Annotated in this window: 14 protein-coding genes; 12 read left to right on the plus strand and 2 right to left on the minus strand. The window is 69.8% G+C overall.

All coding sequences use genetic code 11. From position 1 onward, the window contains the following. The first annotated feature begins 164 nt into the window (after nucleotides 1-164). The 6 genes from JWS13_RS38185 to JWS13_RS38210 all read left to right on the plus strand — a co-directional run bounded on the left by JWS13_RS38185 (nucleotide 165) and on the right by JWS13_RS38210 (nucleotide 9,719). Nucleotides 165-2,996, plus strand: a complete 2,832-nt coding sequence (locus JWS13_RS38185; protein WP_206010486.1) for a DEAD/DEAH box helicase — start codon at nucleotides 165-167, stop codon at nucleotides 2,994-2,996. After that, nucleotides 2,993-3,766, plus strand: coding sequence for an SWIM zinc finger family protein (locus JWS13_RS38190; RefSeq protein WP_206010487.1), 774 nt, complete (start codon nucleotides 2,993-2,995; stop codon nucleotides 3,764-3,766). The genes JWS13_RS38185 and JWS13_RS38190 overlap by 4 nt, the downstream gene beginning before the upstream one ends. 59 nt (nucleotides 3,767-3,825) lie before the next feature. Next, nucleotides 3,826-6,828: an AAA family ATPase gene (locus JWS13_RS38195; protein ID WP_206010488.1), complete on the plus strand. Its 3,003-nt coding sequence runs from the start codon at nucleotides 3,826-3,828 to the stop codon at nucleotides 6,826-6,828. A gap of 48 nt (nucleotides 6,829-6,876) precedes the next feature. Continuing rightward, nucleotides 6,877-8,301 (plus strand): FAD-binding oxidoreductase, encoded by a 1,425-nt coding sequence (locus tag JWS13_RS38200; protein WP_206010489.1) that lies wholly within the window; start codon nucleotides 6,877-6,879, stop codon nucleotides 8,299-8,301. Between the two features lie 81 nt (nucleotides 8,302-8,382). Continuing rightward, the gene (locus tag JWS13_RS38205; protein WP_241032493.1) at nucleotides 8,383-8,862 is read left to right on the plus strand and encodes a DUF1990 family protein; all 480 of its coding nucleotides are present in this window, start codon (nucleotides 8,383-8,385) and stop codon (nucleotides 8,860-8,862) included. A 113-nt stretch (nucleotides 8,863-8,975) separates the two neighbouring features. Further along, nucleotides 8,976-9,719, plus strand: a complete 744-nt coding sequence (locus JWS13_RS38210; protein ID WP_206010490.1) for a GntR family transcriptional regulator — start codon at nucleotides 8,976-8,978, stop codon at nucleotides 9,717-9,719. Between the two features lie 21 nt (nucleotides 9,720-9,740). Here JWS13_RS38210 and JWS13_RS38215 read toward each other — a convergent pair whose 3' ends face one another. Then, a complete protein-coding gene (locus tag JWS13_RS38215) occupies nucleotides 9,741-10,202 on the minus strand; it encodes a PTS sugar transporter subunit IIA (protein WP_206010491.1) in 462 nt (153 codons plus the stop codon). Next, nucleotides 10,199-10,510, minus strand: coding sequence for a PTS sugar transporter subunit IIB (locus JWS13_RS38220; RefSeq protein ID WP_275957313.1), 312 nt, complete (start codon nucleotides 10,508-10,510; stop codon nucleotides 10,199-10,201). The genes JWS13_RS38215 and JWS13_RS38220 overlap by 4 nt, the downstream gene beginning before the upstream one ends. Nucleotides 10,511-10,676: 166 nt before the next feature. On the opposite strand from JWS13_RS38220, the gene JWS13_RS38225 reads away from it, so the two are divergent. The 6 genes from JWS13_RS38225 to JWS13_RS38250 are packed head-to-tail and all read left to right on the plus strand — an operon-like array spanning nucleotide 10,677 to nucleotide 16,537. Further along, nucleotides 10,677-11,924: a PTS transporter subunit EIIC gene (locus tag JWS13_RS38225; RefSeq protein ID WP_012688475.1), complete on the plus strand. Its 1,248-nt coding sequence runs from the start codon at nucleotides 10,677-10,679 to the stop codon at nucleotides 11,922-11,924. 2 nt (nucleotides 11,925-11,926) lie between these two features. Then, nucleotides 11,927-12,196 (plus strand): HPr family phosphocarrier protein, encoded by a 270-nt coding sequence (locus tag JWS13_RS38230; RefSeq protein WP_241032494.1) that lies wholly within the window; start codon nucleotides 11,927-11,929, stop codon nucleotides 12,194-12,196. Continuing rightward, nucleotides 12,196-13,875, plus strand: coding sequence for a phosphoenolpyruvate--protein phosphotransferase (gene ptsP / locus JWS13_RS38235; protein ID WP_206010493.1), 1,680 nt, complete (start codon nucleotides 12,196-12,198; stop codon nucleotides 13,873-13,875). Before JWS13_RS38230 ends, ptsP begins: the two co-directional genes overlap by 1 nt. Beyond that, nucleotides 13,872-15,056 (plus strand): N-acetylglucosamine-6-phosphate deacetylase, encoded by a 1,185-nt coding sequence (locus tag JWS13_RS38240; RefSeq protein WP_206010494.1) that lies wholly within the window; start codon nucleotides 13,872-13,874, stop codon nucleotides 15,054-15,056. Before ptsP ends, JWS13_RS38240 begins: the two co-directional genes overlap by 4 nt. Continuing rightward, nucleotides 15,044-15,823 carry a glucosamine-6-phosphate deaminase gene (gene nagB, locus JWS13_RS38245; protein ID WP_206010495.1) on the plus strand — a complete coding sequence of 260 codons (780 nt, stop codon included), beginning with the start codon at nucleotides 15,044-15,046 and terminating at the stop codon, nucleotides 15,821-15,823. Before JWS13_RS38240 ends, nagB begins: the two co-directional genes overlap by 13 nt. After that, on the plus strand, nucleotides 15,824-16,537 hold the full coding sequence (locus JWS13_RS38250) for a copper homeostasis protein CutC (protein WP_206010496.1): 714 nt from the start codon (nucleotides 15,824-15,826) through the stop codon (nucleotides 16,535-16,537). Nucleotides 16,538-16,603: the final 66 nt, after the last annotated feature.

Genomic DNA, 16,603 nt, shown 5'->3' on the forward strand with positions numbered 1-16,603 from the left:
TCCATTTGTCTTCCTCCGATCACTGCGATCTACGAACGGCAGCGATCCCGGTCGATTCCGGCGTGGACAGCCGCCACCTCCTTCATCGGTGGAATGTCGTCGAGGGTTACAGTCCCCGAGCAGGGACTTCTCCCGCTGTCGGTCGGGCCTGATTGGATGGGTGCATGCTGCACGGCCTCTGGACACCCGGTTCGGGTCTCATGCTGTGGGTCGAGGACCGCAATCCGGCCACCGAGGAGCCGACCGACGCGGTCGGGCGGGTGCTCGCCCGGAAGTTCCGCCATCACGTGAAGGTGCCGATGCCGACCCCGTCGGGGCCGGAGATGCTCGAGTGGGCCGCGGTCGCGCTCGCGCCGCCGGACGCGACCGATTTCCTGCTGTCGGTGTCGGCCCGAGACCCCCGGATCGCCGGGGATCTGCGTTACCTCGCCCACGTGGCGCGCGGCGTCGAGCGCTGGGTGCGTGCGGGACGCGTGGTGCCGGAGGTGCACCGGGCGGAGGGTGGATGGTGGCCGCGCTGGCGGCTCCTCGGCGGCGAACGGCAGCGTGCGTGGCTCACGGAATTGTCGGTGGCGATGCCCCCGGTGCAGCGCCACGGAACCACCCCGCGGGCGGTGCTCGACGACTTGGTGACCGAGTTGACCGACCCCGTCGCCCGGCGGGTCCTGGGCGGCGGGCACCCCGACGATTCCGGCACGGCACCGGAGCACCCGCTGATCGACGCGCTGGTTCGGGGTGAGGACTTCGCCGACGGCACCGCCCAGCTGGCGGGTTCGCTCGACGGGTGGCGCGACAGCCTGAAGGTGGACGAGCCCGAACTGGTGCTGCGACTGCTCGAGCCGGAAGACGTGGACGTGGAGGGCGATTGGGACCCGGACACGGTGCTGTGGCGGCTGCAGGTGTGCCTGCGGCCGGAAGGTGAAGCGCCGGTGCCGATTCCGCTGCACCGTACGGAGGTGAGCCGCCTGCAGACCGGGGTTCGCAAACTGACCGAGGCTGTCGCCGCCTACCCGCGACTGCAGGACGTCCCGAGCGACCCCGACAGTCTCGACCTGATGCTGCCCACCGCGGTGGTCATCGACCTCGTCGGGCACGGCGCGGTGGCGTTGAAGGAGAAGGGCATCAGCCTGCTGCTGCCGCGGGCGTGGAGTGTGGCGTCGCCGTCGATGCGACTGCGGGTGAGCTCGCCGAGCACCCCGGCCAGCGCGGAGAACCGGTCCGTCGGCAAAGACCAATTGGTGCAGTACAACTGGGAACTGGCACTCGGCGACACGGTGCTCACCGCCGCGGAGATGAACCGGCTGGTCAATGCAAAGAGCGATCTCGTGCGGCTGCGCGGTGAGTGGGTCCGGGCCGATCAGGAGGTGCTCTCCCGCGCCGCGCGGTACGTGGCCGAGCGGCACGGCAGCGGCGACCGCGCCATCGTGGACCTGCTGAAAGACCTGATCGCGGACGATCTGTCCGACCTCCCCGTCGAGGAGGTCACCGCCACCGGCTGGGCGGCCGCGCTGCTCGACGGCGACACGAAGCCGCAGGACGTGCCGACCCCGGACGGATTGGACGCCACGCTGCGGCCGTACCAGAAGCGGGGGCTCGACTGGCTGGTGTTCATGAGCCGCCTCGGACTCGGGGCCGTCCTGGCCGACGACATGGGTCTCGGCAAGACACTGCAGTTGCTCGCCCTGCTGGCACATGAGAACGCCGCCACGCCCACGCTGCTGGTGTGCCCGATGTCGGTGGTCGGCAACTGGCAGCGGGAGGCGGCCCGCTTCGTTCCCTCGTTGCGGGTGCTGGTGCACCACGGTCCGCAGCGGCTGAGCGGTGACGACCTCACCACCGCCGTGACACAGAGCGACCTGGTGATCACCACGTACGCGCTGCTCGCCCGCGACGTCGCGCAGCTGAAGGAGCAGGACTGGCGGCGGGTGGTGCTCGACGAGGCGCAGCACATCAAGAACGCGAAGACCGGGCAGGCGCGCGCGGCCCGCAGCATCCCGGCGGCGCATCGCGTCGCGCTGACGGGCACCCCGGTCGAGAACCGGCTGGACGAGCTGCGCTCCATCCTCGATTTCGCGAACTCGGGCATCCTGGGCTCGGAGGCGATGTTCCGCAAGCGTTTCGTGGTGCCGATCGAGCGGGAGCAGGACGAGACGGCCGTCGCCCGGCTCCGCGCCGTCACGTCCCCGTTCGTGCTGCGCCGCGTCAAGACCGATCCCGCCGTCATCGCCGATCTTCCGGACAAGTTCGAGATGACGGTCCGCGCCAACCTCACCGCCGAGCAGGCCGCGCTGTACCGGGCGGTGGTCGACGACATGATGGCGCAGATCAAGGACAAGAAAGGGATGAAGCGCAAGGGCGCCGTCCTCGCCGCCCTGACCAAACTCAAGCAGGTATGCAACCATCCCGCGCATTTCCTGCGCGACGGGTCGGCGGTGATGCGGCGCGGACAGCACCGGTCCGGCAAGCTGGGGCTCGTCGAGGACATCCTCGATTCCGTCGTCGCGGACGGCGAGAAGGCGTTGCTGTTCACCCAGTTCCGTGAATTCGGTGATCTCGTCACCCCGTACCTCGCCGAACGTTTCGGTACCCCCGTACCGTTCCTGCACGGGGGTGTTCCGAAGCAGAAACGCGACGACATGGTGGCCTCGTTCCAGGGCGACGACGGACCGCCGATCATGATGCTGTCGCTGAAGGCCGGCGGAACCGGGCTGAACCTCACCGCGGCCAATCACGTCGTGCACCTCGACCGGTGGTGGAACCCGGCCGTCGAGAACCAGGCCACGGACCGGGCGTTCCGGATCGGCCAGCGTCGGGACGTGCAGGTGCGCAAGCTCGTGTGCGTCGGCACGCTGGAGGAGCGGATCGACGCGATGATCGCCACCAAACAGGAGTTGGCGGATCTCGCTGTCGGGACGGGCGAGAACTGGGTGACGGAGATGAGCACCGAACAGCTGGGCGAACTGCTGCGGCTCGGCGACGAGGCGGTGGGCGAATGACGAATCGGCGCCCCGGACCGTACTTCGGTCAGTACGGCCGGCGACGACCGGTGACGGGCGGGCTGGAGGCGCGGTCGCAGCGGGGATCGTTCGGGCGTACCTGGTGGGGCCGCAATTTCGTCGACATCATCGAGTTCGTCGCCGACAAGGGCCGGATGAGCCGCGGGCGGAGTTACGCGCGCAGCGGTCAGGTGATCTCGCTCGAGATCGCGGGCGGGACGGTGACGGGGGAGGTCCAGGGCAGTCAGCTCCAGCCGTTCGTCGCGACCGTGTCGATCGATCGCCTCGACGAGTCGGAGGTCGCCGAACTGGTCGCGCTGGTGCGCAGGCAACCGGGCAGTCTGGCGATGCTGGCGGGTGGCGGGGTTCCGGAGGCGCTCGGCCCCCTGTTGCTGCCCGCCGGGGCGTCCGCGCTGAACTACGACTGCACCTGCCCGGACGACGGGTGGCCGTGCAAGCATGCGGCGGCGGTCGCGTACCTCACCACCGAACGCATCGACGAGAACCCCCTCGAGATCCTGACGCTGCGCGGCGTCGATCTGGACATGCTGATCGAGGGTGTCGGGGGCGACTCCTCCGAAGCCGATGTCGACGACTGGTTCGGTGACGAGTCCTCCTTGCCCGGACTGCCCGACGCCGACTTCCGGGCGGCGATCGACGACCTCGACCCCCTCCTGCTGCGGAAGGCGATCCGCTCGGTCAGTGAGGACGAGCGCGCGGTGGACGCCGCGATCCGGGAGCTGAAAGCGCTGTACCAGCACTTCCGCTGACCATGGGATGATGAGGACGCGGAAGTTCGCCTCGTTTCGCGACCGGGAGCTGGTCAGTCATGGTGACGGTCTACCTGCTCGGCGAGCAGCGCGTGTCGGACCCGGAGGACGTCGAGGCAGGCACCGTCTCGTCACGGGCGATCGCGCTGCTGGCCTATCTCGTGCTGCACGCCGGTCTCGCCCAGTCCCGGACCCGTCTCGCCGGGCTGTTCTGGCCCGAATCGAGCGAGCAGCAGGCCCGCACCAATCTGCGGCGGGAGCTGCACAACCTCCGCGGCCTTCTGGGATCGGACGGTGCGCCGACCGCAGACGGGCCGACGCTGACGTGGACCGACTCGCCGTCGTGCCGGGTGGACGTCGACACCTTCCGCAACGAGCGGGCGGCAGCCCTCGCCGCCCTCGCCGATTCCGACACCCAGGCATTTCTCGAACACGCGGACCGCGCGATCGACACCTATCGCGGTGATCTCATGCCCGGGGCGTACGAGGACTGGGTCCTCGACCACCGGGACGTGCTGCGCCGCGAGTGCGTCGAACTCTGCGAGGCGACGGTGCGGGTGCTGCGGGAGTCGGGTGAGGTGGAAACGGCGACGGCGTGCGCTCGCCGTCGCATCCAACTCGACCCACTGGCGGAGGTCGGGTACCGGGCACTGATGGAATTGCAGGCCGCATCGGGCGACCGGGCGGCCGCGATGACCACGTATCACCGGTGCGCGGCGGTGCTCGAGACCGAACTCGGGGTCGCGCCGGGCGCCGCGACCACCCGGCTGTTCGACAACCTGCTGGGGGAGCAACCCGCCCCGGCTCCCCGGCCCGACCACGTTCGGACGGCGGTGCCCGTCCTGATTGGGCGGGAACGCGAGTGCGGGGAATTGCAGCGGCGGTGGCGGCAGACCCTCGACGGCAGCCAGGGCCTGGTGCTCGTCTCGGGTGATGCGGGGGTCGGCAAGACCCGGTTGACCACCGAACTCGCGGAGATCGCTCGCGCCGACGGGGCAGTGGTGGCGACCGCGCGGTGTTTCGGACTGCCGGGCCGCGTCGCGCTCGCCCCCGTCGCCGAGTGGCTGCGCAGCCCGGAGTTTCGATCGGCGGTCGGGTCGCTGGACCCGTTGTGGAGGGCCGAGGTCGAACGCCTGGTCCCGAGCGCCGAGTCCGCGCCGCGGCCGGCGACGTCCCGGGCGATGGTCGACGCGTGGCAGAGGCACCGCTTCTTCGAGGGGACGGCGCGCGCAGTGCTGTCGCCCGGCCGGCCGGTCCTGCTCGTCCTCGACGACCTGCAGTGGTGCGACGCGGAGACGACGGCGTGGCTGGCGTTCCTGCTGTCCCTCGACGCCCACCAGCGGGTACTGGTCGCGGCGACCGCCCGCACGGACGAGGCGCAGTCCCGCCGCGACGTGACGGACGCGCTGCGGGCCCTCCGGTCGGCGCGACTGGTCACCGACGTCGAGGTCGACCCGTTGACCGCGGACGGGACCGCCGAACTGGCGAGGTCCCTCGGTGGCCCGGTGCTGGATCCTGCGGAGGAAGCGGTTCTGTACGCCGCGACCGCGGGTTACCCGCTGTACGTCGTGGAGGCCGCCAGGATGGTGCCGGGCGCGGATGCGACCGGGGGCGGCGGCGACCTCGGCGAGGTGCTGGCCCGGCGACTCGAACAGTGCTCGGAACCGGCCCGGGACGTCGCAGGCCTCGCCGCGGCCCTCGGCACGGATTTCGATCTGGACCTGCTCAGCGAGGCGAGCGATCTGGACACAGATTCCCTCGTGCAGGCGGTGGACGAACTGTGGCGGCGCAGGATCGTCCGGCCTGCGGGCACCGGGTACGACTTCGTGCACGATCTGGTCCGGGAGGCCGCGTACCGCTCGGTCGGTCCGCCGCGACGCTGGCTCCTGCATCGGCGTCTGGCGCAGGGACTCGAACTTCTGCACACCGGCCGCACCGACGACGTGGCCGCGCAACTCGCCGAGCAGTACCGGCGCGGCGGCCGCCCCGACCGCGCGCTCCACTATCTGCAGCGCGCCGCCGAGGTGGCGGCAGGCGTGTTCGCGAACGCCGACGCCCTACGGCTCTTCCGGGACTGCCTCGACCTTCTCGAGGCGATGCCGGTGGGCCGCAACCGGGACGCTCACGAGGTGGACGTGCGCCTGGGCATGTCGGCGCCGCTGACCACCCTGTACGGATACTCCGCCCCGCCGCTCGAGCGGACGCTGGACCGCACCATGGAGTTGGGGCAACGACTCCGCAGGCCGAAGGTGGTGCTCGGTGCGCTGATCGGATTGTTCGCGGTCCACTTCGTGCAGGGGCACACCGCGCAGGCCCACGGACTCGGATTGCGTGCCCTCGAACTGTCCGCGGCGGATCCGGAATTCGAGGGCCAGGCGCACTTCGCGGTGGCGGGTGGCGCCCTCGGTCTCGGCAGGCCGAGGGAGGCGATCGAGCATTTCGACATCGCGCAGCGATCGTTCGCGGACGACTATTCGTTCATCCTCGGAACGCGGCTGGAGGTGCATTGCCACGCGTGGGAGTCGCACGCGTACTGGATGATCGGCGACGCGCAGGCGGCCGAGCAGGCGTGCGCGGATGCCCTCGCGCTGGGCAGGACCTGCGGTCATCCGTACAGTCTCGCGGTGGCGCTGGGATACGCGTCGGTGCTGCACCAGGTGCGGGGCGACGACGCCGCGCTGCTCGCCTCGCTGACGGAGTTGCGGCAGCTGTGCGAGCGTTACCACTTCGCCTACTACAGCCAGTGGTCGCAGATCCTCGAAGGCCGGCTTGTCGGCGGCGAGCCGGGGATCGCGAAGATCCGCGACGGGCTCGCCGCGTTGCGACGGCAGCGGGCCTTCGCGCGGATGCCGTACTGGCTCTCGCTGCTGGCGGAAGTCCAGATCGACATCGGGTCGACGGCCGCCGCCCGCGCCACCCTCGATGCCGCCTTGATTGCCGCCGAGCAACACGACGACCGCTGGTGGTTGCCGCAGGTCCTGAAACTTCGCGCGGAAGCCGGGCCGTTCGCGGGCGGGGTGTCGGCGCGAACGGTGCGCGAACGCCCGATTCCTACGGTGTGAAGTACCAGGAACTACCCGTTCCGGGGCCGCCGATCCGAGGAGAAAGTCATGAGCACCACCACCAGTTCGACACCGACGACGACACCGCCCTTCACGGAACTGGCCGCATCTCTGCGCGGAGAGTTGATCACGCCCGGCGACGCCGGCTACGACGACGCGCGCGCGGTGTACAACGCCATGATCGACCGCCGGCCCGCGGCCATCGCGCGGTGCGCCAACGCCGCGGACGTCGTCGCGTGCGTGCGGTTCGCGCGGGAACAGCACGTCGAACTCGCGATCCGCGGCGGGGGACACAACGCGGGCGGCCTCGGCGTGTGGGACGACGCCCTCGTGATCGATCTGTCGGGGATGCGCGGGACCACGGTCTCGCCGGCCGACCGGACCGTCCGGGTCGACGGTGGATGCACGTGGAGCGACGTCGACCATGCCACCGTGCCGTTCGGCGTGGCCACCCCGTCCGGGTTCATCGCCTCCACCGGTGTCGGCGGGCTGACATTGGGCGGCGGGATCGGCTACCTGACGCGCCGTTTCGGTCTCACGGTGGACAATCTGCTCTCCGCTGACGTCGTCCTCGCCGACGGCACACTGGTGACGGCGAGCGAACGCTCGCATCCGGACCTGTTCTGGGCGCTGCGGGGCGGCGGCGGAAACTTCGGTGTGGTCACGTCGTTCCAATTCGCGTGTCACGAGATCGGCGACCACGGCACCGTCGTCGGCGGGCCGGTGCTGTACGACCTGGAGGACACCCCCGACGTGATGCGGTGGTACCGCGAACTCCTGCCGTCGCTGCCCGAGGAACTCAACGGCTGGATCGGCCTGCTGACCATTCCGCCGGCGCCGCCGTTCCCCGAGGAACTGTGGGGACGCAAGGCGTGCGGCATCATCTGGTGCTACACCGGTGATCCGGGCAAGGCCGACGCGGTGCTCGAACCGATCCGCGCATTCGGTAACCCACTTCTGGTGGGGGTCGGCGAAATGCCCTTCACGGCATTGCAATCGGCCTTCGACGCACTGTACCCGGCGGGATTGCAGTGGTACTGGCGCGCAGACTTCGTCCGGGAGATCTCCGACGAGGCCGTCGACATCCACCTGGAGTTCGGCCGCCGGCTGCCCACCGGCCATTCGACGATGCACATGTATCCGATCGACGGCGCGGCGACGCGGGTGGCGGAGGATGGCACGGCGTTCGCGTATCGGGACGGCGGCTGGGCGGGCGTGATCGTCGGTGTCGACCCGGACCCGGCGAACGCCGAGGTCATCACGGACTGGGCCAAGCAGTACTGGGAGGCCCTCCACCCGACGACCGCGGGCGGGGCGTACGTCAACTTCATGATGTCCGAGGGCGAGGACCGGGTGCGTGCCTCCTACCTCGGCAACTACGACCGGCTGGCGCAGGTGAAGGCGAAGTACGATCCGGACAACCTCTTCCATGTGAACCAGAACATCCGTCCCGCGGCCCGGTCGGAGCAGTAGGCTGGGCCGACTTCCCGACCGAGAGGATCGACCGTCATCAGTACCTCCGGAGACGACCTGCCCGCATTCACGTACCCGGAGGTGGGTGCGAGCCGCGACGTTCCGTTCCCGGCGGGATACCACCATCTGCGTGAGCAGAAGGTGATCGGTTACGGGGCTGACGCATTCGAGGCGGCCGCCACCCACCTGGGTTCCTGGGGAATGCACCGCGGCGCCGGGCTCGACGTGCGGGCCGAGACTCCGACCGCCGTGCCCGGCTCGTCGGTCGAACTGCGCTGGGGCATCGGTCCACTTCGGCTGGCGTTCTCCTGCCGGGTCGTCTACGTGCTCGACGACCCGCATCGCAGGGGATTCGCGTACGGCACGCTCCCGGGTCACCCCGAGAGCGGCGAGGAGAGCTTCGTCGTCGAACAGCGGCCGGACGGCGCCGTCGTCGCGATCGTGTCGGCGTTCTCGAAACCGGGGCGGTGGTTCACCCGGATCGGCGGGCCCGCGGGCCGGGTCGTGCAGAAGGTGATGACGCGCAGGTACCTCGCGGCGCTGGCCGCCGCGGCACGGTAGGCCCGGGCGCCCGGATCACGTATTCTCGGTGTTGGACCGGACCGGACGGGACCTTTGCAGTCCGACTGCTGATCCGATGTGTCCGACCCCTGAACAGAGCTGGAGCCGCCGGCATGATGCCCGTACATCTACGCGACAGCGTGATTCCGAAGCACGAGCAACTCCGTGCCATCCTGCTGCACAAGTGCACCAAGGAACTTCAGCCCGGCGACCTGATGACCAGCGAACGAAAACTGATGCAGGACTACGGCGTCAGTCGCATCACCGTTCGCGAGGCGATCGGGCAGCTCGTCAACGAGGGTCACCTGGTGCGGGTGCGCGGCAAGGGCACGTTCGTGGCGCATCGTCCGGTGCAGTCGAAACTGCACCTGGCCTCGTTCACGGAGGAAATGCGGGCGCAGGGGCACAAGCCGACGACGGTGGTGCTCCAGAGCGAGGAGGACGCGGCGCCCGAGGCTACCGCGAAGGCGCTGCGGATCGCACCGGACACCAGCGCCTATCACGTCAAACGGCTGCGGCTGGCCGACGGCGAACCGGTCAGCGTCGACGACGGCTGGTTCAACGCCGCGCTGCTTCCCGGCCTGCTGGACCTCGACCTCACCGGGTCGATCTACCGGGCCACCGCCGACCGGTACGACATGCCGATCGACCGGGCGGAGCAGACCGTCAGCGCCGACGGGGCGAGCCAGGAGATCGCGACCCTGCTCGGCATCAAGAAGGGCGCCCCGGTGATGTACTTCGACCGGGTGTCCTTCAGCGGCCCCACGCCGGTCGAGCACACCCGCAGTTGGTACCGGTCCGACCGCTACCAACTGCAGATGGAAGTACAGGGGGAGCGGACTCAGCGCAGCGTCTGAGCCCGGCCGCCCTGGCTTTTATTACGCCGTCCAGTCGAACAGGACTTCGCCGGTCGTCACGTCGGACCCGATGCTGCCGGTGGACACCGAATCCGGCTTGGAATCCATCACCACGATCGGGCAGACGGCGGAGTACCCGGTGCCGTCGATCTCGGTCGGATCGAATCGCACCACGGGGTCGCCGGCGTCGACCTCGTCGCCCTCCGCGGCCAGCAGGGTGAACCCCTCACCCTGCAGCTTCACCGTGTCGATCCCCAGGTGAACCAGCACGCCGCCGCCTGCCGAGCCCAGGATGACGAACGCGTGCGGGTGGAGTTTGAGGATCTTGCCGGAGATGGGCGCGAGCACGTCGAGGGCGCCGCGGTCGCGCGCGGGTTCGATCGCGACCCCGGAACCCACCATCTGTCCGGCGAACACGGGGTCGGGCACGTCGGTGAGGGCGAGTACCCGGCCGGGCAGTGGTGCCTGCACGGACAGGCTCACAGGATGTCCTCGATGTCCTCGGCCAGGGTGTCCGCCTCGGGGCCGACGATGACCTGGACGACGCTGCCCGCCTTCAACACCCCGTGGGCGCCTGCGGCCTTGAGCGCGGCCTCGTCGACCTTGGCACCGTCCTTGACCTCGGTGCGCAGCCGGGTGATGCAGGCCTCGATCTCGACGATGTTGTCGGCACCGCCGAGGCCGCTGATGATTGCGTCCGCTTTGGACATCGGTTCTCCCTCGTAGTTCGTGTTTGCGCTGCAGGTGAAGGTGCGAAATGAGTTAGCTGGATCACATTTGCCTGTTGACATCCTGTGCTCACCTGGTCAAACTAGCAACTGGTTATGACCGGACAGTACCCGTTGGGGGTGCTGGTCCACAATAGTTTTCCCGAAGCCGTACGACGCGCTCGCCGCCACCGGTTTCGGGACACACCAGACGCCGATTCGGCGACCGAAGCGCACAGAGAAGGCCGATATGACTGTCGTAGACAGCCCGAAAAAGGAATCAGCGGTGTTTGCCGGGTTACAGCGCCTCGGGCGCAGCCTGATGCTGCCGATCGCGGTACTTCCCGCGGCCGGCATCTTGCTCCGGCTCGGCCAGGACGACCTCCTGGGGCGATTCGACTCGATGCACACCGCGGCGTCCGTCATCTCCGCGGCGGGCCAGGCCGTGTTCACCTGGCTTCCCCTCATCTTCGCGGTGGGCATCGCCATCGGCTGGGCCAAGAAGGCGGACGGGTCCACCGCCCTGGCCGCCGTGGTCGGATACATGGTCATCAACGGCGTGTTCGAGGCCATGTCCCCGGTCGTCCTGGAAGGCAAGACCGATCCGAACGGCGACCAGGCGCTGATCAACTACGGTGTCCTCGCAGGCATTGTGATGGGTCTGCTGTCCGCCATCCTGTGGCAGCGGTTCTACCGCACCAAACTGCCCGACTACCTCGGATTCTTCAACGGGCGCAGGCTCGTTCCCATCCTCACCGCCGTCACCGGTCTCGTCGTCGGCGTCCTCATGGCGTTCCTGTACCCGGCGTTCAACTCCGCCCTGACGTGGGTGGGCGAGACCGTCGCGGAGAACTCGGTGATCGGTGGCGGCGTCTACGGCATGGCCAACCGCCTGCTCATCCCGACCGGACTGCACCACATCCTGAACTCCACCGTGTGGTTCCTCGTCGGCGACTACCAGAACGCGAGCGGAGAACTCGTCCGCGGCGACCTCAACCGGTTCTTCGCCGGCGACCCGAGCGCCGGCATCTTCATGACCGGCTTCTTCCCGATCATGATGTTCGCGCTTCCCGCTGCCGCACTGGCGATCTGGCGGAATGCCCGGCCGTCGCAGAAGAAGGTCGTGGGCGGCATCATGCTCTCCACCGCGCTGACGGCGTTCCTCACCGGAATCACCGAGCCCCTCGAATTCGCGTTCATGTTCGTCGCCTGGCCGCTGTACCTGATCCACGCGTTCCTCACCGGCACCTCGATGGCCCTGGTCAACGCGCTCGGCATCCATGACGGATTCACGTTCTCCGCAGGCTTCTTCGACTACGTCCTCAACTTCGGCAAGGCCACCAACGCGTGGATGCTGATCCCCATCGGGCTCGGGTACGCGGTGATCTATTACGTCCTGTTCAGCTTCGTCATCAAGAAATGGAACCTGCGCACTCCCGGCCGGGAGGACGACGCGGACACCAGCACCGACACCGACACGGAAAAGGCAGGTCAGTGATCATGGCTTCACGAACGGTCCTCATCGGTTCGAAGGTGGGCCTGCACGCCCGCCCCGCCGCGAAGTTCACCCAGGCCGCCGCGTCCGTGCCCGTCCCGGTGCAGATCGCGGTCGGCGAGTCGGCGCCGGTGGACGCGGGCAGCATGCTCGCGGTCATGACCCTCGGCGCCGCATTCGGTACCGAGGTGACGATCAGCGCGGACGGGGAGGGCAGCGAGGAGGCCCTCGACCGCCTCGCTGCCCTGCTCGCCTCCGACCTCGACGCCGCCTGATGCCGACGACCACGGAACAGGTAGTGCACGGACTCGGGGTGAGTCCGGGGCTGGTCTGCGCGCCCTGGCTCGCGTTCGGAACACCGGTCGAGACGTCGCTCGAAGACCCTGTCGGGGAATCGGTCCCGGCGGAGATCGCCCGGGTGCAGGCCGCCCTCGCGACGGTGTCCGGTGACCTCGAGGCCCGCGCCGCGCAGGTGGACGGCGTCGCGTCCGAGATCCTGCTCGTGTCGGCGGCGATGGCTCGCGACCCGGGAATCGTGTCCGCCGCCGAGGAGAACGTTCGCGGCGGCATGCCGACGGCACACGCCGTGCGCGTCGCGTTCGACGGCTTCTGCACCAAACTCGAGGCCCTCGGAGGGTATCTCGCCGAGCGCGTCGCGGACCTGCGTGACCTCGGACATCGCGCGGTCGCGGTGCTGCTGGGAGTGCCGATGCCCGGAATCCCCGACCCGGGGCACCCGTTCGTGCTCGTTGCCCGTGACCTGTCGCCCGCGGACACCGCGATGCTCGGCGGCAGCGACGTGGTGGGCCTGCTCACTGCGGAGGGCGGGCCGACGAGTCACACTGCGATACTGGCGAAATCGCTCGGCCTGCCCGCGATCGTGAACTGCGCCGACCTCGACCGATTGGTCGAGGGGCGACCGGTGGTGCTCGACGGCGCCACGGGCGAGGTCGTCGTCGACCCCGGCGAACACCGACGGTCGGAGGTGTCGGCGCGGATCGCCGAGGCCCGGGCGCGGGTCGCGGCTACCAGTGGGCCGGGTCGCACCCGGGACGGCGCACCCGTCGGGCTGCTCGTCAACATCGGCACCGTCGACGACGCCGTGCGCGCCGCCGCCGCGGATTCGGAGGGCGTCGGACTGTTCCGCACCGAGTTCCTCTACCTCGGCAGGCAGACCGCGCCCACCCTCGACGAGCAGATCACCACGTACACCGCCGTGCTGGAGAAGTTCGCCGGACGGAAGGTGGTGGTCCGGACACTCGATTCCGGATCCGACAAACCACTGCCGTTCCTCGACCTGGGCGCCGAGGAGAACCCGGCCCTCGGCGTGCGCGGGTTGCGGGTCGGCTCCGTCTACCCGGACGTCCTGGCCACCCAGCTGGAAGCCCTCGGCGCCGCAGCGTCCGCCACCGGCGCGGACCTGTGGGTGATGGCCCCGATGGTCGCCACGGCGGACGAGGCGGAGGGCTTCGCCGCGCTCGCCCGGTCCCGCGGCATCGCGAAGGTCGGGGCGATGATCGAGATCCCCTCGGCGGCACTGCGCGCCCGCGACCTGCTCCAACACCTCGATTTCGTCAGCATCGGAACCAACGACCTGAGCCAGTACGCGTGCGCCGCAGACCGGATGGCAGGCGGTCTCGCCACATTGCTCGACCCGTGGCAGCCCGCGGTCCTGGACCTCATCGGCCTGGTCGGCACGGCAGGAGCCGAGGCGGGCACACCCGTCGGGGTCTGCGGTGAGGCCGCGTCCGATCCCGCGCTGGCGCCGGTGCTCGTCGGGCTGGGTGTCACGAGCCTGTCCATGGTGGCGCCGTCGCTGGGCGGCGTCCGGGCCCGCCTGGCCGCCACCGACCTCGACCGGTGCCGGGAGATGGCCGTCGCCGCGCGCAGTGCCACATCCCCGCAGGCCGCACGATCGGCAGTCGCGGCTCTCGAGTCCGGGGTGCCCCGATGATCCTGCGCGGCAGGGCCGTCGTGGAGGACGGCGTCCTCGCCGACGGCGTGGTCGTCACCGACGGCGACCGAATCTCCTGGGTCGGTGCGGCGTCGCAGTACCGCGGGCAGGTGCCGCTGCCGGACGCGAGTTCGTCGATACTGCTGCCGGGCCTGATCGACCTGCACTGCCACGGCGGCGCAGGCGCGGGCTTTCCCAACGCCGACGCCGACGGGGCGAGGCTGGCCGCGGACCACCACCGCGGGCACGGCACCACCGGACTGCTCGGAAGCCTGGTCTCGGCGGGGGAGCAGGACCTGCTCCGGCAGGCCGGAATCCTCGCCGACCTGGTGGAACGCGGTGACCTCCTCGGGATCCACCTGGAGGGCCCGTTCATCTCCGGTGCCCGCTGCGGTGCGCAGGATCCCGCGTCCGTGGTGCCCGGCGACCCCGGCCTGTTCGAGCGGATCTGCGACGCCGCGCGCGGCACCGTCCGGTCGATGACGCTCGCACCGGAGACCGCGCACTTCGGCGAACTTCTCGCCGCGATGCGCCGGCGGGGCGTGTTACCGAGCCTCGGCCACACCGACACCGACGCGGCGACGACGTCCGCGCGGATCGCCGACGCCGCCGGCGGGCCGCTGACCGCCACACACCTGTTCAACGCGATGCCGCCGCTGCACCACCGCGCGCCGGGCCCGGTGGCCGCGTTCCTCGCCGCAGCCGGTCGCGGCGACATCGTCGTCGAATTGATCGCGGACGGAGTGCATCTCGCGCCCGACACCGTGTCGATGGTGTTCGACACCGTCGGACCCGAGCAGATCGTCCTCGTCAGCGACGCCATGGCCGCCGCCGGCGTCTCGGACGGCGACTACCAACTCGGGCCGCTGGACGTGCGCGTCTCCCGCGGTGTGGCCCGGCTCGCGACCGCCGACGGATCCGAGGGGGCCATCGCGGGCGGCACCGCACGACTGCTGGACGTCGTGCGCAGCACCGTTGTCGACAGCGGCGTCGGACTCGTCGACGCCGTCGCGTCCGCCACCAGGACCCCGGCCCGGCTGCTCGGCCTGGAAACCGAACGCGGCACCCTGGCCCCGGGCCTCCGCGCCGACGTCGTCGTGACCGATCACCAACTGCGCCCGCGTGGCGTGTATTCCGGCGGAATGCCCGCCGGAACGGAAGGACTCGCATGGAAATCGTAATCCGGCAGACGCCGTCGGAGGTCAGCACGACCGTCGCGGACATCGTCGAGAGGTACGTCCGGCGCGGTCCGACGACCCTGGGCCTCGCCACCGGGTCGTCCCCGCTCGGGAGCTACCGCGAACTCGCGCGACGGCACCGCGAGTCCGGACTGGACTTCACGGACGCGCGGGCCTTCCTCCTCGACGAGTACGTCGGCCTGCCGAAAAGTCACGACCAGTCGTACTTCTCGGTGATCCGCTCGGAGTTCGTCGACCACGTCAACCTCGACCCCGACCGGGTACTCAGCCCGAACGGCGAATCGCCCGACATCGCCGAGGAGGGCGCACGGTACGACGCGGCCATCGCCGAGGCGGGTGGCGTCGACGTGCAACTGCTCGGCATCGGAACCGACGGCCACATCGGGTTCAACGAGCCGGGTTCCGCGCTGACATCACGCACCCGCGTCAAAACTCTCACCGAGCAGACCCGACTCGACAATGCGCGGTTCTTCGACAGCGTGGACGACGTCCCGCACCACGTCCTCACCCAGGGGCTGGGCACCATCAGCGAAGCCCGGCACCTGGTGATGATCGCGTTCGGGAAGGGCAAGGCAGAGGCGATCGCCGCCGCCGCGGAGGGACCGCTCTCCGCGTTCTGCCCGGCCTCGGTGATGCAACTGCACCGGCACGTCACCGTCGTGATCGACGAAGCCGCGGCGAGCAAGCTGCAACTCGCCGACTACTACCGGTACGCACTGGAACACAAGCCGTCCTGGCAGTCGTTCTAGATGGCGCCCGTACTCGAATTGGCGGTCCAGGACGTCGCGGGCGCCCGGATCGCACGGCGCGCCGGAGCATCGCGTGTCGAGTTGTGCACCGCACTCGGCGCGACCGGCGGGCTGACGCCGAGCATCGGCATGATCGAAGCCGTGGTGGCCCAGGGGATCGCGGTGCATCCGCTGATCCGGTGCCGGCCCGGCGGATTCGTCTACGACGCCGACGAGATCGAAGTCATGGCCCGCGACATCCGGGCTGCGGTGGGCGCGGGCGCCTCCGGAGTCGTCGTCGGTGCGGTCACGCCCGGCATGGCCGTCGACGGCGACGCTCTGGCCCGCCTGCTCGACGGCATCGACCCGTACGCGGTGGAGGTGACGTTCCATCGCGCGATGGACGTCGTCGACGACAGGGCGACGGCCCTCGATGCGCTCGCACGGTCGGGCATCATCCGGGTCCTCACTTCCGGCGGAACGCCCCGCTGCATCGACGGCCTCGGCGCCTTGTCGGCCATGGTCGCCCACGCACACGGGCGGATCCAGGTAATGGCAGGCGGCGGGATCCGCGTCGACGACATCGCCGCGGTCGCAGGCACCGGTGTCGACGCCATACACCTCTCCGCCCGCCGCACCGTCGCCGACAGCGGCGGCCCCGGCGGTGGGTCCGGCGGCTACGACGCGGTCGACGAATCCCTCGCCCTCGCAGCCGCTGCGGCACTGGGGATCTGAACTTTCGGCCATTGCCTGTGGTCCGGTCGGACTTCTAGAGTCGAACAAAGTTTCGAACAACCTCGG

Origin of the sequence: Rhodococcus pseudokoreensis (assembly GCF_017068395.1) — a bacterium.
GTDB lineage: Bacteria > Actinomycetota > Actinomycetes > Mycobacteriales > Mycobacteriaceae > Rhodococcus_F > Rhodococcus_F pseudokoreensis.